The sequence below is a fragment of the Nocardia sp. NPDC127579 genome (genome assembly GCF_042672005.1).
Classification (GTDB): Bacteria; Actinomycetota; Actinomycetes; order Mycobacteriales; family Mycobacteriaceae; genus Nocardia.
Genome location: NZ_JBHXVZ010000006.1, coordinates 272801 through 292557, shown reverse-complemented (window position 1 = coordinate 292557; position 19757 = coordinate 272801). Strand labels below are relative to the sequence as shown.

At 69.8% G+C, this 19757-nt stretch carries 16 protein-coding genes; 9 read left to right on the top strand and 7 right to left on the bottom strand.

Translation table 11 applies throughout. From position 1 onward, the window contains the following. Positions 1-44: 44 nt before the first annotated feature. Entirely contained in the window at positions 45-1733 is a 1689-nt protein-coding gene (locus tag ACFVMC_RS21930) for a nitroreductase family deazaflavin-dependent oxidoreductase (RefSeq protein WP_379212914.1), read from the bottom strand. Between the two features lie 134 nt (positions 1734-1867). On the opposite strand from ACFVMC_RS21930, the gene ACFVMC_RS21925 reads away from it, so the two are divergent. Continuing rightward, positions 1868-2461, top strand: a complete 594-nt coding sequence (locus tag ACFVMC_RS21925) for a TetR/AcrR family transcriptional regulator (RefSeq protein WP_379212912.1) — start codon at positions 1868-1870, stop codon at positions 2459-2461. Here ACFVMC_RS21925 and ACFVMC_RS21920 read toward each other — a convergent pair. Further along, positions 2439-4097, bottom strand: coding sequence for a DEAD/DEAH box helicase (locus ACFVMC_RS21920; protein WP_379213272.1), 1659 nt, complete (start codon positions 4095-4097; stop codon positions 2439-2441). The genes ACFVMC_RS21925 and ACFVMC_RS21920 overlap by 23 nt on opposite strands. A gap of 291 nt (positions 4098-4388) precedes the next feature. Here ACFVMC_RS21920 and ACFVMC_RS21915 point away from each other — a divergent pair, with 291 nt between their 5' ends. Then, positions 4389-5537 carry a YihY/virulence factor BrkB family protein gene (locus tag ACFVMC_RS21915; protein ID WP_379212910.1) on the top strand — a complete coding sequence of 383 codons (1149 nt, stop codon included), beginning with the start codon at positions 4389-4391 and terminating at the stop codon, positions 5535-5537. On the opposite strand, the gene ACFVMC_RS21910 is transcribed toward ACFVMC_RS21915, so the two are convergent. Continuing rightward, positions 5510-5746 (bottom strand): DUF3039 domain-containing protein, encoded by a 237-nt coding sequence (locus ACFVMC_RS21910; RefSeq protein ID WP_379212908.1) that lies wholly within the window; start codon positions 5744-5746, stop codon positions 5510-5512. The two genes, ACFVMC_RS21915 and ACFVMC_RS21910, sit on opposite strands and share 28 nt — an antisense overlap. Before the next feature lie 68 nt (positions 5747-5814). Here ACFVMC_RS21910 and ACFVMC_RS21905 point away from each other — a divergent pair, with 68 nt between their 5' ends. Continuing rightward, entirely contained in the window at positions 5815-6234 is a 420-nt protein-coding gene (locus ACFVMC_RS21905; protein ID WP_379212907.1) for a DUF3099 domain-containing protein, read from the top strand. Here ACFVMC_RS21905 and ACFVMC_RS21900 read toward each other — a convergent pair. Beyond that, positions 6231-7532: an MFS transporter gene (locus tag ACFVMC_RS21900; protein WP_379212905.1), complete on the bottom strand. Its 1302-nt coding sequence runs from the start codon at positions 7530-7532 to the stop codon at positions 6231-6233. The genes ACFVMC_RS21905 and ACFVMC_RS21900 overlap by 4 nt on opposite strands. A gap of 81 nt (positions 7533-7613) precedes the next feature. Between ACFVMC_RS21900 and ACFVMC_RS21895 the strand changes: the two genes are divergently transcribed. The 4 genes from ACFVMC_RS21895 to ACFVMC_RS21880 all read left to right on the top strand — a co-directional run bounded on the left by ACFVMC_RS21895 (position 7614) and on the right by ACFVMC_RS21880 (position 12684). Then, positions 7614-8603 carry a GlxA family transcriptional regulator gene (locus tag ACFVMC_RS21895; protein WP_379212903.1) on the top strand — a complete coding sequence of 330 codons (990 nt, stop codon included), beginning with the start codon at positions 7614-7616 and terminating at the stop codon, positions 8601-8603. 559 nt (positions 8604-9162) lie between these two features. Continuing rightward, entirely contained in the window at positions 9163-9903 is a 741-nt protein-coding gene (locus ACFVMC_RS21890; protein WP_379212901.1) for a VOC family protein, read from the top strand. Positions 9904-10005: 102 nt separating this feature from the next. Then, positions 10006-11523, top strand: coding sequence for a methyltransferase (locus ACFVMC_RS21885; RefSeq protein ID WP_379212899.1), 1518 nt, complete (start codon positions 10006-10008; stop codon positions 11521-11523). Positions 11524-11715: 192 nt separating this feature from the next. Next, positions 11716-12684 (top strand): sigma-70 family RNA polymerase sigma factor, encoded by a 969-nt coding sequence (locus ACFVMC_RS21880; RefSeq protein ID WP_364993286.1) that lies wholly within the window; start codon positions 11716-11718, stop codon positions 12682-12684. Positions 12685-12956: 272 nt separating this feature from the next. On the opposite strand, the gene ACFVMC_RS21875 is transcribed toward ACFVMC_RS21880, so the two are convergent. The 3 genes from ACFVMC_RS21875 to ACFVMC_RS21865 form a co-directional block, all read right to left on the bottom strand. After that, positions 12957-13730 (bottom strand): barstar family protein, encoded by a 774-nt coding sequence (locus tag ACFVMC_RS21875; RefSeq protein WP_379212897.1) that lies wholly within the window; start codon positions 13728-13730, stop codon positions 12957-12959. A 151-nt stretch (positions 13731-13881) separates the two neighbouring features. Beyond that, positions 13882-16644: a GNAT family N-acetyltransferase gene (locus ACFVMC_RS21870; RefSeq protein WP_379212895.1), complete on the bottom strand. Its 2763-nt coding sequence runs from the start codon at positions 16642-16644 to the stop codon at positions 13882-13884. After that, on the bottom strand, positions 16637-17875 hold the full coding sequence (locus ACFVMC_RS21865; protein ID WP_379212893.1) for an acetoin utilization protein AcuC: 1239 nt from the start codon (positions 17873-17875) through the stop codon (positions 16637-16639). The genes ACFVMC_RS21870 and ACFVMC_RS21865 overlap by 8 nt, the downstream gene beginning before the upstream one ends. Positions 17876-18082: 207 nt before the next feature. Here ACFVMC_RS21865 and ACFVMC_RS21860 point away from each other — a divergent pair, with 207 nt between their 5' ends. Together ACFVMC_RS21860 and galE are read left to right on the top strand one after the other, a co-directional pair. Further along, positions 18083-18769: an iron dependent repressor, metal binding and dimerization domain protein gene (locus tag ACFVMC_RS21860; RefSeq protein WP_379212891.1), complete on the top strand. Its 687-nt coding sequence runs from the start codon at positions 18083-18085 to the stop codon at positions 18767-18769. Positions 18770-18772: 3 nt separating this feature from the next. Beyond that, positions 18773-19756, top strand: coding sequence for a UDP-glucose 4-epimerase GalE (galE, locus tag ACFVMC_RS21855; protein ID WP_379212889.1), 984 nt, complete (start codon positions 18773-18775; stop codon positions 19754-19756). Position 19757 lies beyond the last annotated feature (1 nt).

Here is a 19757-nt window from a genome sequence, read left to right as displayed (position 1 = left end):
GCCACCGATCGCGACCGGCGGCGGCTGCGTTCACGCATGCCGGGTCAGTCGGCATCGCTGAAAGTCACTCGAACGGTGACCGGAGCGGTTTCCAGGGTGGCGAACATGGACCTGGCCAGCGGCGCGAGCGCGGGATGCGGCGCGAACGTACCGGCGCGGGCGACCACATCGTCCTCGGGCAGGAACTCCGCGATGCCGCTGCGCCACCGATCCCCTTGCCGCACACTGATCCTCGGATCGGCCGCGAGATTGCGCCCCCACCCGGAGCGCATACCGTGCTGGCAGATCATCCACGCACCGTCGGCATCGAACAGCACCGATACCGGCACCCGGCGCGGCCGGCCGGACTTGCGGCCGATGGTCTCGATCTCGGTCGCGAAGGTGGTGCGCACGCCCACCCGGTCCAGCAGGCGCACCATGGGATTCATGACGTACCGGCCGAGGGTGCGCTCGCGCCGGAACTTGCGGGCCGCCCGGTCCGGGCCCGCGGACCGCTTGGCGCGGAAGGCGTCCACGCCGTGGTGGCGGACCAGGTGCGCGGCCGTGCGCCACGGCGAACGCGCCGGGTCGGGGTCGCCGCCCGCGCCGAGCAGGTGCAGCTGGTCGGTATGCCACTGCAGATCCAGCGCACCGTCGAACGCCTTCAGGTTGCTGTTGGCGGCCAGCCGCGGCGGCAGACCGAGCGTGATCCGCGGCGAGCGCAGCACTTCCGTGTCGCCGGTGAGCAGCTCGCTTGCGGCCGAAGGGAATACGGTGGCCGGGCGGCCGAGACCCACGACGTCGCAGTCGCCGGAGCCGATCGCATCGGACATGGCCGCCGCGCTGCGGAATCCACCGGTCACCGCCAGCGGCGTGGCCCCGGCGACGCGGCGCACGGTCTCGGCGTATCCGAGGAAATAGGCTTCGCGCGCCCGGGTGCTCGCCGCGAGCTGCGGCCGCCCCATCATGGCGGGCGATTCGTAACTGCCGCCACTGATCTCGATCAGATCCACCGCTTCGGCGGCCAGCAGCGCCACGACCTCCTGCGATTCCGCCTCGCTGAACCCGCCGCGCTGGAAATCGGCCGAATTCAGCTTGATACCGAGCGCGAATCCCGGACTCACCTGCGCCCGGATCGATGCCACCAGCTCCAGCACGAATCGGGCCCGCCGCCGCGAATCCCCGCCCCAGGCGTCGGTGCGCTGATTCGAGATCGGCGACAGGAACTGCGACACCAGGTATCCGTGGGCGCCGTGGATCTGCACCCCGTCGAATCCGGCCGCCTCGGCGACCCGCGCCGCGGTACCGAAACGGCCGATGATGTCGGAGATCTCATCCTCGGTGAGCGCGCGCGGCGTGGGCAGCCCGGGAATGGTCAGGGCGACGGCCGAGGGGGCGACGGGCCGGTTCCGGGTGATCAGCGGATTGGCTTGGCGGCCCGGGTGATTCAGCTGCACCCAGACCGGGGTGCCGCCGTCCTTCCCGGCTTTGGCCCAGCGGGTGAGGGCTTCGAGGTGGCGTTCGTCCTCGATGGCGACATTGCCCGGTTCCCCGAGCTGACTGCCGTCCACCATCACGTTGCCGGTGACGATGAGCCCGTAGCCGCCGGTGCCCCAGCGCCGGTAGAGCCGTTCCAGGCGCTCGTCGGGCGCGAGGGTCACGGTGCCCAGCCCTTCACTGAGTGCGGACTTCATGATCCGGTTCGGAAGGACCTGGCCGCAGGCGAGCGGTAGTGGGTCGTGCAGGGTCGGCATCGGAGGGCCCCGTTCGTCTAGTTCGGCTTCGGTAAACCGTTCGGTATAGCCTGACGGTAGTACACCAATCGGTTTACCTCAACTGTAGACTTGCACCGAGCACAAGCAGCCGACACCGGAGAAGGGCACACGCCATGGGAGCCAGAGACAAACTGGTGGCCGCCGCGATCGACCTCATGCGCTGCAACAGCATCGCGGGCACCGGCATCGCGCAGCTGCTGGAACGCAGCGGCATCTCCCGCCGGTCGGTCTATCTCAACTTCCCGGGCGGCAAAGCCGAACTCGTCACCGAGGCCACCCGGGTCGCGGGCGCGGCCTACAGCGAGATGATGCGGACCGTCACCGCCGGTTCGGATATCGCCTCGGCTCTGGCCACCTACCCCACCCTGTGGCGAGAAACCCTGCTCGCCAGCGACTTCCGCGCCGGATGCCCGATCGTCGCCGCGGCGCTCGGCCGGGCCGAAGCCCCCGCCGCCGCGGACGCGGCCGGGCAGACCTTCGCCGACTGGGAGAACATCCTGGCCGCGCGCCTGCGCGCCGAACAGGTCGAGCCCGAGACCGCCCATTCGCTGGCCACCACCATCGTGGCCGCCATCGAGGGCGCCGTCGTCCTGTCGATGGCCCAGCGTTCCGCCGCCCCTCTCGAAGGCACCGCCAAGCACCTGGCCGAACTCGTCGCCCAGCACACCGGCCGGGCGAGCCGAGCTAACGGCGGCGCAGGGCGGTGATGCGCTCGGCGAGTTGGTCGGCGGTGGCCAACGCCGTGGGCGGGCCGCCGCATTCGCGGCGTAGCTCACCGTGGATGACGCCGTGCGCTTTGCCGGTGCGGTGGTGGTGCATGGCCACCAGACTGTTCAGTTCCCGGCGTAGCTCACCCAGTTTGTCGGCGGTGGCGACACGTTCGGTGGCGGTCGCGACATGCGCCGAGGGGTCGGCGGCGGCCGCGCTGCGCTCGGCGACCTGTTTGGTCTGACGTTCGCGTAGCAGCGCGCGCATCTGATCGGCGTCGAGCAGGCCGGGGATGCCGAGATAGTCGGCTTCCTCGGCACTACCGGCGATGGTGGCGGTGCCGAAGGAATTGCCGTCGTAGATCAGCTGATCGAGTTCGGCGTCGGCGTGCAGGGCGACGAACTTGCGCTCCTCCTCGCCGGGTTCGTCCTTCTGCTTGTTGGCGTCGATGAGCAGTTCGTCGTCGAGCGCGTTCTTCTCGCGGTGCGGTTTACCGATGATGTGGTCGCGCTGCACTTCCAGCTGCGCGGCCAGATCCAGCAGCACCGGCACCGACGGCAGGAAGACGCTCGCGGTCTCACCGGGCCGGCGCGCACGCACGAAACGGCCGATGGCCTGTGCGAAATACAGCGGAGTCGAGGCGCTGGTCGCGTAGACGCCGACCGCCAGGCGTGGCACGTCGACGCCCTCGGACACCATGCGCACCGCCACCATCCAGGCCTGGGTGCCGGAGGCGAACTCCCCGATCCGGTCCGAGGAGGCGGGATCGTCGGACAGCACCAGCGCGGGCCGCTCCCCCGAAATGTGTTCCAGCAGTTCGGCGTAGTCGCGGGCGCGTTCCTGATCGGTGGCGATGACCAGGCCGCCCGCATCCGACATGCCGGTGCTGCGTAGCTGACGCAGACGCGTGTCGGCGGCGCGCAGCACCGCGGAGATCCAGTCGCCGGCCGGGTCGAGCGCGGTGCGCCAGGCGCGGGCGGTGTGCTCGGCGCTCAGCGGTTCACCGAGCCGGGCGGTGTACTCCTCGCCCGCGCTGTCGCGCCAGTGCGCCTCACCGGAGTAGGCCAGGAACACCACCGGCCGGACGACGCCGTCGGCGAGCGCCTCGGAGTAGCCGTAGGTGTGGTCGGCCCGCGACTGCGGCAGGCCGCCCTCGCCGGGTTCGTAGGTGACGAACGGGATCTGGCTGTCGTCGGAGCGGAACGGGGTTCCGGTGAGCGCGAGGCGGCGGGTCGCGTCACCGAATGCCTCGGCGGTCGCCTCACCCCAGCTCTTGGCGTCGCCCGCGTGGTGGATCTCGTCGAGAATCACCAGGGTGCGGCGGTTTTCGGTGCGCACCCGATGCCGGGTGGGGTGCGAGGCGACCTGCGCGTAGGTGACGACCACGCCGTGGTAGTCACCGGAGGTGCCGCCGGTGGCGTTGGAGAACCGCGAGTCCAGCTGGATGCCGGAGCGGGCCGCGGATTGCGCCCACTGGTGTTTGAGGTGCTCGGTGGGCGCGACCACGGTGATCTGATCGACGGTGCGGTCGGCCAGGAGCTCGGCCGCCACGCGAAGCGCGAAGGTCGTCTTTCCGGCGCCGGGGGTCGCGACGGCGAGGAAGTCCCGCGGTTTGCTTGCGAGATATTTGGTCAGCGCGCGGCGCTGCCAGGCGCGTAGTTGGCCACCTCTACCCGAGCTTCCCGAATCGCCCGGCGAAGCATCATCTCCCGCCGCAGCGCCACCCGACCCATTCACGCAGAAGACCCTAGCGGGCGCGGTCGGCGTGTTGCCAAACCGACGCGACCGGCGCGATCGGCATCACATGCCGACCTGCCACAACGCACCGGTTCCGCCGGTCGACACGGCGTGTCCGGTCACTGCGCGTCGCGTCGCGCCGACGACGAGGCGGTGTCGCGGCGCGGTATGGGAGATGCTGTAGGCACCATGAACGACGCACGCCCCGCCGAGAGTGACCCGCTGCCGATCCACAGCGGTGGTCGTGGCGCACGCCGAGCCCGCCCGGCCCGGCTCACCCGGCGGCTGCGGCGCTCGGCCCGGCGCGGTCGCCGGCTCGTGGTCCGGGTGGCCCGCAAGGCCTGGGACGACTCGATCTTCGCGAAATCCGCGGCCGCCGCCTTCTGGCAGACCCTGTCGCTGGCGCCGCTGCTGCTGGGCGTGCTCGGCAGTCTGGGCTATGTGGGCGGCCTGTTCGGGCCGGACACCGTCGACATCGTCGAGGGCAAGATCATCACCTTCAGCCGGGAACTGTTCAGCCCGGCCGTGGTCGGCGATCTGATCGAGCCGACGGTGAACGATGTGCTCGGACGCGGGCGCGGCGCGGTGGTGTCGTTCGGTTTCGTGCTCTCGCTGTGGGCCGGGTCCTCGGCCATGGCGACCTTCGTCGACGCGATCGTGGAGGCGCACGGCCAGCAGGATGCCCGACATCCTGTGTGGCAGCGCATCTTCGCGCTGCTGCTGTACGTGGGCTTCCTGATCGCCTCGGTGTTCATCCTGCCGCTGGTCGCGCTGGGCCCGCGCCTGGCCGGGCGGGCGCTACCGGACGCCTGGCACGAACCCGGAATGCGACTACTGGACACCTTCTACTACCCCGGCGTGGGCCTGCTGCTCATCGTGGTGCTGGCCACCCTGTACAAACTCGCGCTGCACCGGACGCTGCCGTGGCACCGCCTGTTCTGGGGCGCGGTGGTGGCGGGCGTGTTCTTCATGGCCGCCAGCGAGGGTCTACGCCGGTATCTGTCCTGGATCAATCAGACCGGCGTCACCTACGGCGCGCTCGCGACACCGATCGCATTCTTGCTCTTCACCTATTTCCTCGGCTTCGCGGTAATCCTCGGCGCCGAATTCAACGCCGCCGTGCAGGAATTCTGGCCCGCCCGCGCGACCCGGATCGAACAGATGCGGGAATGGCTGGCCAATCAGGTCCGGGGTGAGGACGAGACCGAGGCGGGCGGCCGGGTGAGCGAGACGCAATCACGGACCGTACACAGCACCGAGCACGGCCACGCCGAAGGCGGGCCGTGCTCGGCACCGGAACAAGCGGCGGCTCAGTCGCCCGAGCGCAGGCCCTTGTAGATCTCCTCACACGCCGGGCAGACCGGCGCGTTGGCCTTGGGCGAGCGCGTCACCGGGAAGACCTCGCCGCACAGGGCCACCACGTGGGTGCCCATCACAGCGCTCTCCGCGATCTTGTTCTTCTTGACGTAGTGGAAGAACTTCGGGGTGTCGTCGTCCGTCGTCTCATCGGTCGTCGAATCCGGACGGACCATGGTGTCGGTACTCACGCTTCCATGATGCCGCATTGCCCCGGGCCCGGCCGAGCGCGGCCGCCGATTGTGGAAGACTCGAAGATATGCAGCAGTACGGCGACACATCGGACGCCGACGACATCTCCAGCGGTGTTGGCCCAGACGTCTCGAACCCCCGGCCCGCCTCCCGCGGATTCTTCCGCGGCAGCGACGACAAACATCCGGCCCTGATCACCGAGGCCGCGGTCTCGCTGGAAGACCAGCACCGCGCCCGGGTCCGCCGGTACACGATCATCATGGCCTTCCGCATCCCGTGCCTGGTGCTGGCCGCTGTGGCCTACAGCATGTGGGAGAACTGGGTGATCTCCCTGCTGATCATCGGTGTATCCATCCCGCTGCCCTGGATCGCGGTACTCATCGCCAACGACCGCCCGCCGCGCAGCAAGGACGAACCCAGCCGATGGGACGGTCGCCGGGCACAGAAGGCGCTGGAAGCCCGGGCGCATCGGTCGATCGACGGTTAGGCCGTCGCGGGTTCGGGCCTGCGGATGACGAACGACATGAGCGCCGCGAGCCCGCACAGCCCACCCGCGAGATACCAGGCCAGATCGTAGGAACCCTGTAGATCGCGGATGACACCCGCGCCGGTGGCCGCGATCGCCGCGCCGACCTGATGCGAGGCGAACACCCAGCCGAACGCGATCGGACCGTCGTCGCCGAACAGTTCGCGGCACAGCAGCACCGTCGGCGGCACGGTCGCGATCCAGTCCAGGCCGTAGAAGATGATGAACACCCACATGCTGGGTTCGGTGTCGGGCGCGAACAGCGACGGCAGGATCAGCAGCGACAGACCGCGCAGCGAGTAGTAACCCAGCAGCAGATACCGCGGATCGACCCGGTCGGTGAGCCAGCCGGAGAAGATGGTGCCCGCCACGTCGAAGATGCCGATCAGCGCGAGCAGACCCGCCGCCATCGTCTGCGGCATGCCGTGATCGTGGGCGGCGCTGACGAAATGCGTGCCGACCAGACCGTTGGTGGACATGCCGCAGACCGCGAAACCGCCTGCCAGCAGCCAGAATCCCGGCCTGCGCACGATCTGCCCCAGTACGGTCAGCGCCCGCAGCGCCCCGCCGATCGGCGCGGTCCGCACACCCACCGTGCTCGTCGGCTCCGCGCCGTAGGCCCGCACGCCGACATCGCTGGGGAAGTCCCGCAGCCACAGCAGCACCAGCGGCACCACCGCCAGCGCCGTCCCCGCCACCAGCAGCGACGGCAGCCGCCAACCGTGATCGTGGGCGAGGGCGGCGACCAGCGGCAGGAAGATCAGCTGACCGGTCGCACCGGCCGCGGTCAGCACGCCGGTCACCAGGCCGCGATGGCGCACGAACCAGCGCCCGGTCACCGTCGCCACCAGCGCCATCGACATCGACCCGGTGCCGACGCCGACCAGCAGCCCCCAGGTCGCCACCAACTGCCAGGACTGGGTCATGAACACCGTCGACCCGCTGCCCGCCGCGACCAGCACCAGCGCCCCCGCGACCACCCTGCGGATGCCCAGCCGCTCCATCAGCGCGGCCGCGAACGGCGAGATCAGGCCGAACAGCAGCAGATTCAGTGAGACGGCGGTGCCGATCGTGCCGTGCGACCAGCCGAACTCCTCGTGCAGCGGGTTCATCAGCACGCTCGGCACGGAACGGAACGCGGCCGCGCCGATCAGCGTCGCGAACGTCACCGCGGCGACCAGCCAGGCGGGATGCAGGCGGCGCGCGGAGGTCTCGTCGGGGACCACGGGTTCTCGGGAGTCGGTACGCAATTCGGTCACCGGAACAGCGTGCGGGATCCGAGGTTTCCGAACGAGTGGCCTGAATGCCACAATACGTAAATATCTAGCCAGGAGGTTGATGTGGTCATACCGCACCGGGTCGCCGTTCTCGCCCTCGCGCCCGTCGTCGGATTCGACATGACGATCCCGGCCATGGTGCTCGGCGCCGCCGAGACCACCGACGGCACCAAGCTCTACGACGTGCGGATCTGCGGCCTGTCCACCGAACCGATCACCTCCACCGGCGGTTTCGCGATCACACCGCAGCACGGCCCCGAACTGCTCGCCACCGCCGACACGGTGATCATCCCCGGCACCCAGATCCCCGGGCCGCGCCGCGAGGGCACTCTGCCCGCCGACCTCGGGGCCGCACTGGCCACCATCCGCCCGGACACCCGGATCATCTCGATCTGCACCGGCGCGTTCGTGCTGGCCGCCGCCGGCCTGCTCGATGGCCGCCGCGCCACCACCCACTGGTCCTTCGCCGAGGACTTCCGCGCCCTCTATCCCCGGGTGCGGCTCGACGACAATCTGCTGTTCGTCGCCGACGACGAAAAGATCTGCACCGCGGCCGGACTCGCGGCCGGACTCGACCTGTGCCTGCACATCCTGCGCACCGACCACGGCAGCGAGATCGCCAATCGCGCCGCCCGCTACTGCGTGGTGCCGCCGTGGCGTGAAGGCGGGCAGTCCCAGTTCATCGACCGGCAGGTACCCGACCCCGGTTCCGAGGGCACCGCACCCACCCGCGCCTGGGCACTGCGTCACCTCGACCACGATCTCGACCTGAGCACCCTGGCCGCGCACGCCAGCATGAGCGTGCGCACCTTCACCCGCCGATTCAAAGCCGAAACCGGTCTCGCACCGGGCAATTGGATCCTCCAGCAGCGCCTGCGCCACGCCCGCCACCTCCTGGAAACCACCGATCTCCCGGTCGACGCCGTCGCCCACGCCGCGGGCCTGGGCACCGCCCACTCCCTACGCCACCACATGCGCGGCGAACTAGGCCTGTCCCCCATCGCCTATCGCCGCACCTTCCGCCCCCGAGCCACCGTTCCGGTCACCCAGTAGCCCCGAGGGCCGCACCTCCCACCTTCGAGCCACTGTTCCGGTCACCCAGTAGCGCCGAGGGCCGCACCTTCCATCCTCGAGCCACCGCTCCGATCACCCAGTAGCGCCGAGGGCCGCACCTTCCATCCTCGAGCCACCGCTCCGATCACCCAGTAGAGCCGAGGGCCGCACCTTCCATCCTCGAGCCACCGCTCCGATCACCCAGTAGAGCCGAGCGGCGGCCGCCGCCCGTCCGGTGCGACCGTCCGATCACGATGAGTACGCAGATCGGCAGCCCACCTTCTACCGCGGACCGGCGGCACGCGCCGTGCACCGCGCGCCACTATTCCGATCACCTGCCTACCGCCGATCGGCAGCGCGCGGTCGCCTGAATCGTGGGACCGCGCAAGCGATATGGGCCCGGACGACGGGCGCGCATCGAGTCGGTGAATCTGCTCGACAGGTTCGCGGGCGCGACCTACTGTGTGGCGGGAGCCGACCAGCGCGGCCGGGGACGGACACCCGACTCGAGCGACGCGACGGGATGCGGGCCCGCTGCCCGCGCAAGTCAGGAGAGATCATGATCAGGTGGGTGTGGGCGTTCCTCGACCGTCCCGCGGCACGATTCGACGAGTGTGTGAGCTTCTGGTCCGCCATCACCGGCACCACACCCTCCGAGCGGCGCGGCGCGGACGGCGAATTCCTCACCCTCCTACCGGATCCGGCGCTGTTCGCGGCGGCGGGCATCAAGATGCAGTCCGTCACCGGGCGCGGTGGCGTTCACCTGGATTTCGACGTCGAGGACATTCCGTCGGCCGTGCGCTACGCGCTGGATCTGGGGGCCGAACTCGTCGCCAACCATCCCGGGTACGCGGTCCTGCGTTCGCCCGCCGGTCAGCTGTTCTGTTTCACCCCCGCCGGTCCCGCCAAGAGCACGCCGCCGCCCGCGCACACGGCCCCCGACGGCACTCGGTCGCGCCTGGATCAGGTGTGCCTGGATATCGGCCCGTCCGACTACGCCGCCGAATCCCGTTTCTGGACCTCGGTGACCGGCTGGGACCACACCGAAGCCACGCTGCCCGAGTTCTCACGGCTGCGCCCCAAGGAAACTCAGCCCGTCCAATTCCTGCTCCAGCGCCTCGGCGAAGATCGCCCCACCACCGCCCACATCGACCTGGCCTGTAGCAACCCCGAAGCCGCCGCCACTTGGCACCGGTCCCTCGGCGCCACCGTCATCGAGCGCCACCCCCGCTGGATTGTCATGGCCGACCCCTCCGACACCCTGTACTGCCTCACCTCCCGCGCCCCGGACAACCACTGACCCCACATCTCACGCCCCACCTCCACGCAGCGATCCCGGACCAGCGAACGACACGGTGGAGTGGGTGCTGGTGGCGCGGCGCGGCGGTGGCAGAGTGTGCGGGTGCCTGAGAACCCGACGACGACGCAATCGCAGCTGACCGCCCTGTGCCCGGAGCTGCGGACCGCACTCACCAGGGTCGGCTACGACGCCGACACGCTAGTCGAGGCGCTGGGCGTGGATGTGCATGCGGCGCTGGGCCGTTCGGAACCGGTGCCGGTGCGGCGAGCCGCCCGCGCACTCGGCGAGCTGGGCACCTTGGTTCGCCTGCTGCTGCTCGGCGACGCGCTGAACGAACGCGAGGTGGCCGCGGCGCTGGCGCCGGTGTCGATCGACCGGGCGGTCGCGGCGGGCCTGCTGGAGCGCGACGGCGATCAGGTGCGCGCCGCGCTGGATCTGCGGCCGCTGGACGCGGGCGCGGGCAACCGCTGGATCCTGTCCGATCTCGACGATTCCATGCGGCGGCGCACGCTCGCCGAGGATCACGTGCTCGGTGTCGGGCACGCGTCGCTGTCCCTGCTGCGCGCCACCCCGACCAGTCCGGTCGGTTCGGTTCTCGATCTCGGCACCGGCTGCGGCGTGCAGGCCGTCCACGCCGCGTCCTACGGGCGGACCGTCACCGCGACCGACGTGAACGCCCGTGCCCTGTGGCTGGCCGAGGCCACCGCGGCTCTGAACGATCTCGATATCGAACTCCTCGAGGGTTCCTGGTTCGAACCGGTCGCCGGTCGGCGCTTCGATCAGGTGGTGGCGAATCCACCGTTCGTGGTCGGCCCCGCCCGCATCGAACACACCTACCGCGATTCCGGCCTCGCTCTGGACGGCGCGAGCGAACTGGTGATTTCGCGGACCCCGGAACTGCTCGCACCCGGTGGCACCGCGTCCATGCTGGCCGCGTGGGTGCACACCGCCGACGGCGACTGGCGCCAGCGCGTCTCCTCCTGGCTGCCGGCACACGGCGTGGACGCCTGGGTGGTGCAGCGCGATGTCGCCGATCCCGCCCTCTATGTCGGCACCTGGCTGCGGGACGCCGGTCTGGATCCCCGCGATCGGGCCGCGCAGGCCCGCGCCGAGCAGTGGCTCGACGCGTTCACCGCCGCCGATGTGGCAGGCATCGGTTTCGGCTTCGTCTATCTGCGAGCCATCGATGGCCCCACTGAACTGCTCGCCGAAGACCTCACTCACGGCTTCGAGGATCCGCTCGGCGCGGAGGCCACCCGCTACTTCGAACGCTCGGCCTGGTTGCGCGCCGTGGCGGGCGATGTCGATCTGGCCTGGAACGCGCGGTTCGCCGTCGATCCGGCCACCGCTCTGGAACGGGTCTACCTGCCCGGCGAGCAGGGGTGGGAGCAGCGGGTCGCCCGACTGCATCGCGGTGATGGTCCGCGCTGGCAGCACGAGGTGGACGAGTCGGCGATCGCCCTGGTCGCGGGAATGCGGGCCGATGGTTTGCCGTTGTACGAGCTGATCGAACTGCTGGCACTCGCCCACGGTTCCGAGGACGTGACGCCGGAGTTCGCGGCAGATGCGCTCTCGGTGGTCTCCGGATTGGTGCGGCATGGATTGGTGCGGCCCGTATAGCTATTCGGCCACGGGTGGGTGTCGGCGGCGGATCAGAACTCGGGTGTTCCGAACGCGGATGCTTCTCAGGAACTTCTCAGAAGCAGATCGGTAAAGCCGCAGCTCAGGACGGTTTACCGGCTGCTGAAACGGGAACTTTCCTTCTGTCGGGTCCGTTGATCGGGATGAGACACCACCGACAGGAGGCAAGTCATGACCAGCCCCGCCACCACTCGCGTGCGCCCCAGCGATTCCGACCTCGACGCCCAGAGCCCCGCCGCCGACCTGGTACGTGTGTACCTGAACGGAATCGGCCGGACCGCTCTGCTCACGGCAGCCGATGAGGTCGAGCTGGCCAAGCGCATCGAGGCGGGCCTCTATGCGCAGCATCTACTGGAGACCGGCAAGCGACTGTCGGCCACCCGTAAGCGCGACCTGGCCATTATCGTTCGCGAAGGCCAGGCCGCCCGCTCGCATCTGCTCGAAGCCAATCTCCGCCTCGTGGTCTCGCTCGCCAAGCGCTACACCGGCCGCGGCATGCCGCTGCTGGATCTGATCCAAGAAGGCAACCTCGGGCTCATCCGCGCGATGGAGAAGTTCGACTACGCCAAGGGTTTCAAGTTCTCCACCTACGCCACCTGGTGGATTCGCCAGGCCATCACCCGTGGCATGGCCGATCAGAGCCGCACCATCCGCCTGCCCGTGCATCTGGTGGAGCAGGTCAACAAGCTGGCCCGGATCAAACGAGAACTGCATCAGCAGCTGGGTCGCGAGGCCACCGACGACGAGCTCGCCAACGAGTCCGGCATCCCGGTCGAGAAGATCTCCGACCTGCTCGACCACTCCCGTGACCCGGTCAGCCTGGACATGCCGGTCGGCAATGACGAAGAGGCTCCGCTGGGCGATTTCATCGAGGATTCCGAGGCCACCTCGGCCGAGTCCGCGGTGATCGCCGGTCTGTTGCACCATGATGTGCGCAGCGTGCTCGCCACCCTGGACGAGCGGGAACAGCAGGTCATCCGGCTGCGCTTCGGCCTGGACGACGGTCAGCCGCGCACGCTCGACCAGATCGGCAAGCTGTTCGGCCTGTCTCGTGAGCGCGTCCGCCAGATCGAACGCGAAGTGATGTCCAAGCTGCGCAAGGGTGAGCGGGCCGACCGGCTCCGCGCCTACGCCAGCTGATCCACCTGCCTACGGGCAGTCGATCCGGGTGTCCCGCCCCTCTCGCGGGGCACCCGCAGTACACCGACCGGTGACCGCGCGTCCCGCCCCCTCCGGGTTCGCGCGACCCGGTCGGCCTACATTTCCACCGCCCTGCCCTGCCCTGAAGGGTTCGCCACGGCAACACCCGGCACAGGCTCTTTCACCACCGCTCACACTCGGGCGGGTGTGCGACGTCGCTCTCTTGTCGAGGCATCCGCGGAGCCATCCGACGATCGTGCGGCTTGTGTTCGTCAGGGGATCGATCGGATATCGACGCCGTGCTCGGCGAAGATCTCCAGCAGGATCCCGAACTTCCGGCGCTGCCACAGGATCGGATCCGCGTCCCGCAATTCCAGCGTGAACGGTGCGGTGGCGCCCCAGTTTCCACGGAGGCAGTCGACCACCGCGTCGAGATTCCAGCCGAAGTATCCGCCGGGCCCGTTCACTGCCTCCCCCAACGCGCAATAGAAGCTGTCCTCGTCGTTGACGCCGGACATGTCGACCACATACGTCGCACCGGGTGGATCGTCCGGGGGCACATCCGGCCGATGACACCTGTGGTTGAGCGCCACCGACAGCCAGGCCCCATGGTCGAATCGCCGCCACATCCCGGTGCTCTCCAGCCCAGCGGCCACCAATTCCCAGACCGGCTCGGCGTCGACCCGTGCGTCGGTGCACAGCCGCACGGTCAGATCCACCAGACCCGGCCCGGCCTCCGACGGCGACACCCGCACCGGCGTGAGACCTGTGACGTAGTACGAGCCGAGCACACTATCGCCCGCCGCATCCATCAGCCGCAGCCACGCGTTACCGGCGACCGCGCGCCGCGTCCCGATCCGCGTCACGCTCTCCGCGAACGCACCTCGCGGTGCCATCCCGATCAGGTCGACCAACCGATCCGAGTCTGTCAACAGCAAGGCAGCGCCCGACAGGTCGCTCCATGGCCATTCCGTGAACAAGCCCCGCCCCGCCGTCGCACTGCCCCAGAACTCGTCCTCGTCATCCCCGTACAACGCCCACGTCACTGCGCTCTGCCTCCCGTTCCGGCGTGATCCTATGCGTACCAAGCCACTCGGAGCGAGGCCGAAAGACACGACCTGTACCAGGCCGAACGGCAAGGAGCAAGTACGGCACACGAACAGACTGGACCGCGAACGCCGAGTGGCGTCGGCGGGGTCAGGCCAGGCGGCGGGGGCCGACGTCGAAACGGCTGGGTTCCGGGCCGATGCGGGCGCGGGCGTAGAGGATGCTGGCGGAGGTGGGGGAAGCGAGGACGGGGTCGCAGGTGAGTTCGCGGAGTTCTGGGAGGTCGTCGACCATGGCCGAGATGCGCTGGGCCAGTTCGACCAGGGCGGCTTTGTCGACGCGGGGGCTGGCCGGCGTGCCGGAGAGCAGGGTGGCGGCGCGGGGAGCATCGATGAGCGCGCCGGCTTCGGCGGTGGTCAGCGGCAGGGCGCGGTAGGCGCGGTCGCCGAGCAGTTCGATGATCATGCCGGAGAGGCCGAATTCGATCACCGAACCGAACGACGGATCATCCTGCACGCGAAGCACGCAGCCGACACCGGTCGGCGCCATCTTCTGGATGTGCAGTACCGGATCACCGCACACCTCGATCAGGTCGCGGTAGGCCTTGGCGACGGCTTCCGGTCGCCACAGATCCAAGCGCACACCGCTGAGATCCGGTCTGCGCCGCCACAATTCACCGGTGGCCTTGGCAGCGACCGGATAACCCAGTTCCTCGGCGGCGGCCACCGCTTCCTCGGCACTGCGCACCTCGCGGAACTCGACCACCCGGATTCCGTAGCAGTCGAGCAGATCCACGGCCTCGAGGTCGGTCAGCCAGCGGCCGCCGGATGCCGCCATCCAGCCCGCGACCAGCGTGCGGGCCCGCTCGGTATCGATCCCCTCGGGCCGCACCACGGTCGATATCGGCTTGTCCCGCCACGCGGCGTAGCGTCGCACCCGGGCCAATGCGCGGGCGGCCCGCTCAGGATCGGGATAGGACGGGATCGACCCGCGCACGGCCATGCCTCGCTCACCGCGCTCGGCGAGCAGATTCGGAATCCCCTGCTCGGCGACGAAAGTCGTGAGAACTGGTTTGGCGACCGTGGGCACGGCCGCGGCGGCGGCCCGGATCGCCTCCGCGAACCCCGCCATCGGCAGCGGCACCGGTGGCGCGAAAACCACTATGACGGAATCGATGTCGTCGCAGCTCAGCGCGGCGGCGACCGCGTCCAGATAGTCGCCTGGGGTCGCCTCCGGGCCCAGGTCGACCGGGTCGCCGAGCGCGTGCTCGTCGACGCCGCGTTCGGTGGGGCGCGGTCCGCGCGCGCGATGGGGTACCTGCTGCGGCCGGCGCACCTGCAAACCCTCGCCGTGGGCCGCGTCGACGGCCAGCCAATTGAGCGCGGCGCTGTTTCCGATGACCGCCACCCGCTCACCCGCGGGCAGCGGCTGATAGCCGAGTAGTGCCGCGCAGTCGAACAGCTCCGAAATCGAGTCCACCTGAACGATTCCCGCTTGCGCGAACAGGTCGCGCACGATGGACCGGTCCATATCACCGGTGGGCTGCGCGCGGGCCGCCAGCCGCCCGCTGCTGACCGCGACGATCGGCTTGCTGCGCGCCACCCGGCGAGCGATCCGGGAGAACTTGCGTGGATTACCGAAACTCTCCAGGTACAGCAGGATCACGTCGGTGTCGGGGGCGGTGTCCCAGTACTGGAGCAGATCGTTGCCCGAGACGTCGGCGCGGTTGCCCGCCGAGACGAAGGTGGACAACCCGAGGTTGCGCGCCGCCGCCTCTCCGAGGATCGCCGCACCCAACGGCCCGGACTGGCAGAAGAATCCGATCCGCCCGCGGGCGGGCAGCACCGAGGCCAGGGTCGCGTTGAGCGAGACGCCCGGGTCGGTATTGGCGATGCCGAGGGCGCTGGGCCCCACCACGCGCATGCCGTGCCCGCGCGCGGCGATGATCAGTTCACGCTCGGCGGCGATGCCGTCGGGCCCGGCTTCGGAGAACCCGGCCGTGAGCACCACCAATCCCTTGACGCCCTTGGCCATGCAGTCACGCAGCACCGAGCCGATCGCCGCGGCGGGCACCGCGACGACCGCCAGATCGACCTCGTCGGGGATATCGCGCACCGTCGGGTAGGCGCGAACACCGCGCACCGCGGTCCGGGTCGGGTTCACCGGATAGACCGGCCCCTGGAACACCCCGTTGAGCAGGTTGGCCAGCGCGACGCCGCCGACCCGCCCCGCCGCCGGGGTCGCCCCGATGACGGCCACCGAGCGCGGCGCGAGCAGATTGCCCACGCTGCGCGCCTCGGAGGCGCGTTCGCGTGAATCCCGCACCGAGACCAGCGCTTCGGTCGGGTCGATGGCGAATTCCAGGTGCAGCACCGACCCGTCGCGGCTGCGCTCGACCTGGTATCCGGCGTCGCGGAACACGGTGACCATCGCCGAGTTCTCGGCCAGCACCTCCGCCACGAAGGTGTCGATCTTGTTCTCGGCGGCCGCGCCGGCCAGATGCTCGAGCAGGATCGAGCCCAGCCCACGCCCCTGATGCTCGTCGGCCACCACGAACGCGACCTCGGCCGAGCGCGGGCCGGACCGGTCGAGCAGTTCGTAGCGGCCGACCCCGATGATCGCCTCGCCCAGTTCGACCACCAGCCCGACCCGGTCGTGATAGTCGACATGGGTGGTCCGATACAGGTCCTTGGGCGAAATACGTGGATAGGGACCGAAATAGCGGAGATAGCGGGTGCGATCGGACAGTGCCGCGTGGAATTGCTGCATCCGGTCGGCGTCGTCGGGGACCACGGGACGCAATCGGACCACCCCGCCGTCGGCGGCGAGCACGTCGGCGAACCAGTGCTGCGGTGGCGGCGGCGGCACCGCCGGTGTGCCGGGCGTGTCCGGTAGCGGGGTCGGCTCAGTCACGAGGGTCCTCCGGATCCAGGCCGAGCAACCCGAAAGTGGCGCGGCGCGTAGCCAATACGGCCGTGTCGACGGCTCGCTGGGCGCGGTCGAGGTGCGCGTCTCCAGTCTCCCCCGTCCCGCCCGGCCCGTCCCACGCGCGATATGTGACATCGCCCCCATCGCCCATGGTGCGCGGCGGTTCGGCGGTGGGCGCCGCCAGCCGGACCTGATCGATCCAGTCCTGTGGGATGGCGGTGTCGGGCGCGATCTCCCGGTCGAGTGCGGCGGCCAGCAGATGTGTCCAGGCCCGCGGCACCACCCGGACCAGGCCGTATCCCCCGCCGCCGACCGCCAGCCAGCGGCCCTCGGCGTAGCGGTCGGCCAGCTCGCGCATGGCCAGGAACGCCGCCCGCTGCCCGTCGACGGTGAGCTCGAGATCGGCGAGCGGGTCCTCACGGTGGGTGTCGACACCGCATTGGCTGACCACGATCTGCGGCCGGAACGCCGCCAGGGCGCCGGGGGCCACGGCGTGGAATCCGCGCAGCCACTGGGCATCCCGGGTGCCGGGCAGCATGGCGAGGTTGATCGCGGTGCCCTCGGCCGCGCCCATGCCCGTCTCCTCCGGCCAGCCGGTGTTGGGCCACAGGGTGGCCGGATGCTGGTGGATGGAGAAGGTCAGCACGCGCGGGTCGCCGTAGAAGGCGCGCTGCACGCCGTCACCGTGGTGCACATCCACATCGAGGTAGGCGATGCGGTCGAAACCGTGGTCGAGCAGCCACGAGATGGCGATGGCCGCGTCGTTGTAGACGCAGAATCCCGAGGCCGCGTCCGGCATGGCGTGATGCATGCCGCCGCCGATGCTCACCGCGCGCCGGGTGTGGCCCGCGGCGATCGCCTGCGCGGCGGCCAGGGTGCCGCCGACGATGACCGATGCGGCCTCGTGCATGTGCGGGAAGACCGGATTGTCCGGCGAGCCGAGCCCGTGCGGCGGCGCGAGCGGCGCGCCGGGTGGCTGCACCGCGTGCTCGACCGCCTCGATGTAGGCCGCGGTGTGCACGCGTAGCAGGTCGCCGGGAGCGGCGGGACCGGGCCGCACCGGCTCGACACCTTCGAGCAATCCCAGACTTTCGGCCAGCGCCATGGTGAACTTCAGGCGCGCCGGTTTCATGGGGTGCTCCGGCGTCCAGGCGTAGTCCAGGAACTTCTCGGTCCAGACGACGGTTCCCGACGCCCGGGTGACGGGTGTGGCCATGATCGCCACGGTACGCGGGAAGCTGGGGCACCCGTGCGAGGTTCCTATGCAGTAGAAAGAGAGCAAGTGCGAACACGGCCAGACGCCGTGCGCCGAAGCCGATTCCCACCGATCCGGCCTCGTGTCGGGCCCGCGGCATACGTTGTGACGCGGCCACGATGCGGGTGCCGCGCGTGGGTAGAATTCGTGCCGACGAAGGGGTAACAGGTGAAGGATCTGGTCGACACCACGGAGATGTACCTCCGTACCATTTACGACCTCGAGGAGGAGGGCGTGGTGCCCCTGCGCGCCCGCATCGCCGAACGCCTCGAGCAGAGCGGTCCGACGGTGAGCCAGACTGTCGCGCGGATGGAGCGCGACGGTTTGCTGCTGGTCGCCGGTGACCGTCACCTCGAGCTGACCGACAAGGGCCGCAGCATGGCGATCGCGGTGATGCGCAAGCATCGCCTCGCCGAGCGCTTGCTCGTCGACATCATCGGCCTGGATTGGCAGAACGTGCACGCCGAGGCCTGCCGCTGGGAACACGTGATGAGCGAGGACGTGGAGCGCCGGCTGGTGGAGGTGCTCAACCATCCCACCACCTCGCCGTACGGCAACCCGATCCCCGGTCTGGACGAACTGGGTATCAGCGCGGCGCCGGCCTCGGAGGAGACGCTGGTGCGCCTGTCGGATCTGCCGCACGGCCAGAGCCACGCGGTGGTGATCCGCCGCCTCGCCGAGCACATCCAGACCGATCCCGAGGTCATCGGGCGTCTGCGGGAGGCCGGCGTGGTGCCGGATGCCCGCGTCACCGTCGAGACCAAGCCGGGTTCGGTGGTCATCGCGGTGCCCGGTCACTCCGGTTTCGAGCTGTCGGACGAGATGGCCCACGCCGTCCAGGTCAAGCTGGTCTGACCCGTGCCGAAATTCCTGGTGACCGGCGGAGCCGGATATGTCGGTGGCGTGTGCGCGCAGGTGCTGCTCGAGGAGGGGCACGAGGTCGTCGTTCTCGACGATCTGAGTACCGGCAACGCCGATGGCGTGCCCTCGGGCGCGCGCTTCGTCGAGGGCGATATCGCCGAGGCCGCGCCGGGGCTGCTGGCGGCCGAATCCTTCGACGGCGTCCTGCATTTCGCGGCGCAGTCGCTGGTCGGCGAGTCGGTTCAGCGCCCGGAGAAATACTGGCAGGGCAATGTCGTGAAGACGTTGCGGCTGCTGGAGGCCATGCGCGAGACCGGAACGGCCAAACTGGTCTTCTCCTCCACCGCCGCGGTGTACGGCGAGCCCGAGCAGGTGCCGATCACCGAGGACGCGCCGACGCGGCCGACCAACCCGTACGGCGCCTCCAAACTCGCGATCGATCACGCCATCACCTCCTACGCCATCGCGCACGGCCTGGCCGCGACCAGCCTGCGCTATTTCAATGTCGCCGGCGCCTACGGCGGGCTCGGCGAGAACCGAGTGGTGGAAACCCATCTCATCCCCCTGGTGTTGCAGGTGGCGCTCGGTCACCGCGAGTCGATCGCGGTGTTCGGCACCGACTGGCCGACCCAGGACGGCACCGCGGTACGCGATTACATCCACATCCGCGATCTGGCCCAGGCCCATCTGCTCGCGCTGGGCTCCGCCGAGCCGGGCACCCATCGCATCTACAACCTCGGCAGTGGCACCGGTTTCTCGGTGCGCGAGGTGATCTCGTCGTGCGAGCGGGTCACGGGCCTGCCGATCGCCGCGGTAGACGCGCCCCGCCGCGCCGGTGATCCGGCGGTACTCATCGCCTCCAGCGCGCGGGCGGTCGCCGAGCTCGGCTGGCGGCCGAAGCACACCGCGCTCGACGAAATCGTCGGTGACGCCTGGAAGTTCACCCAGTCGCTGGGCGCGCGGGCGCACAGCGCGAAGTAGC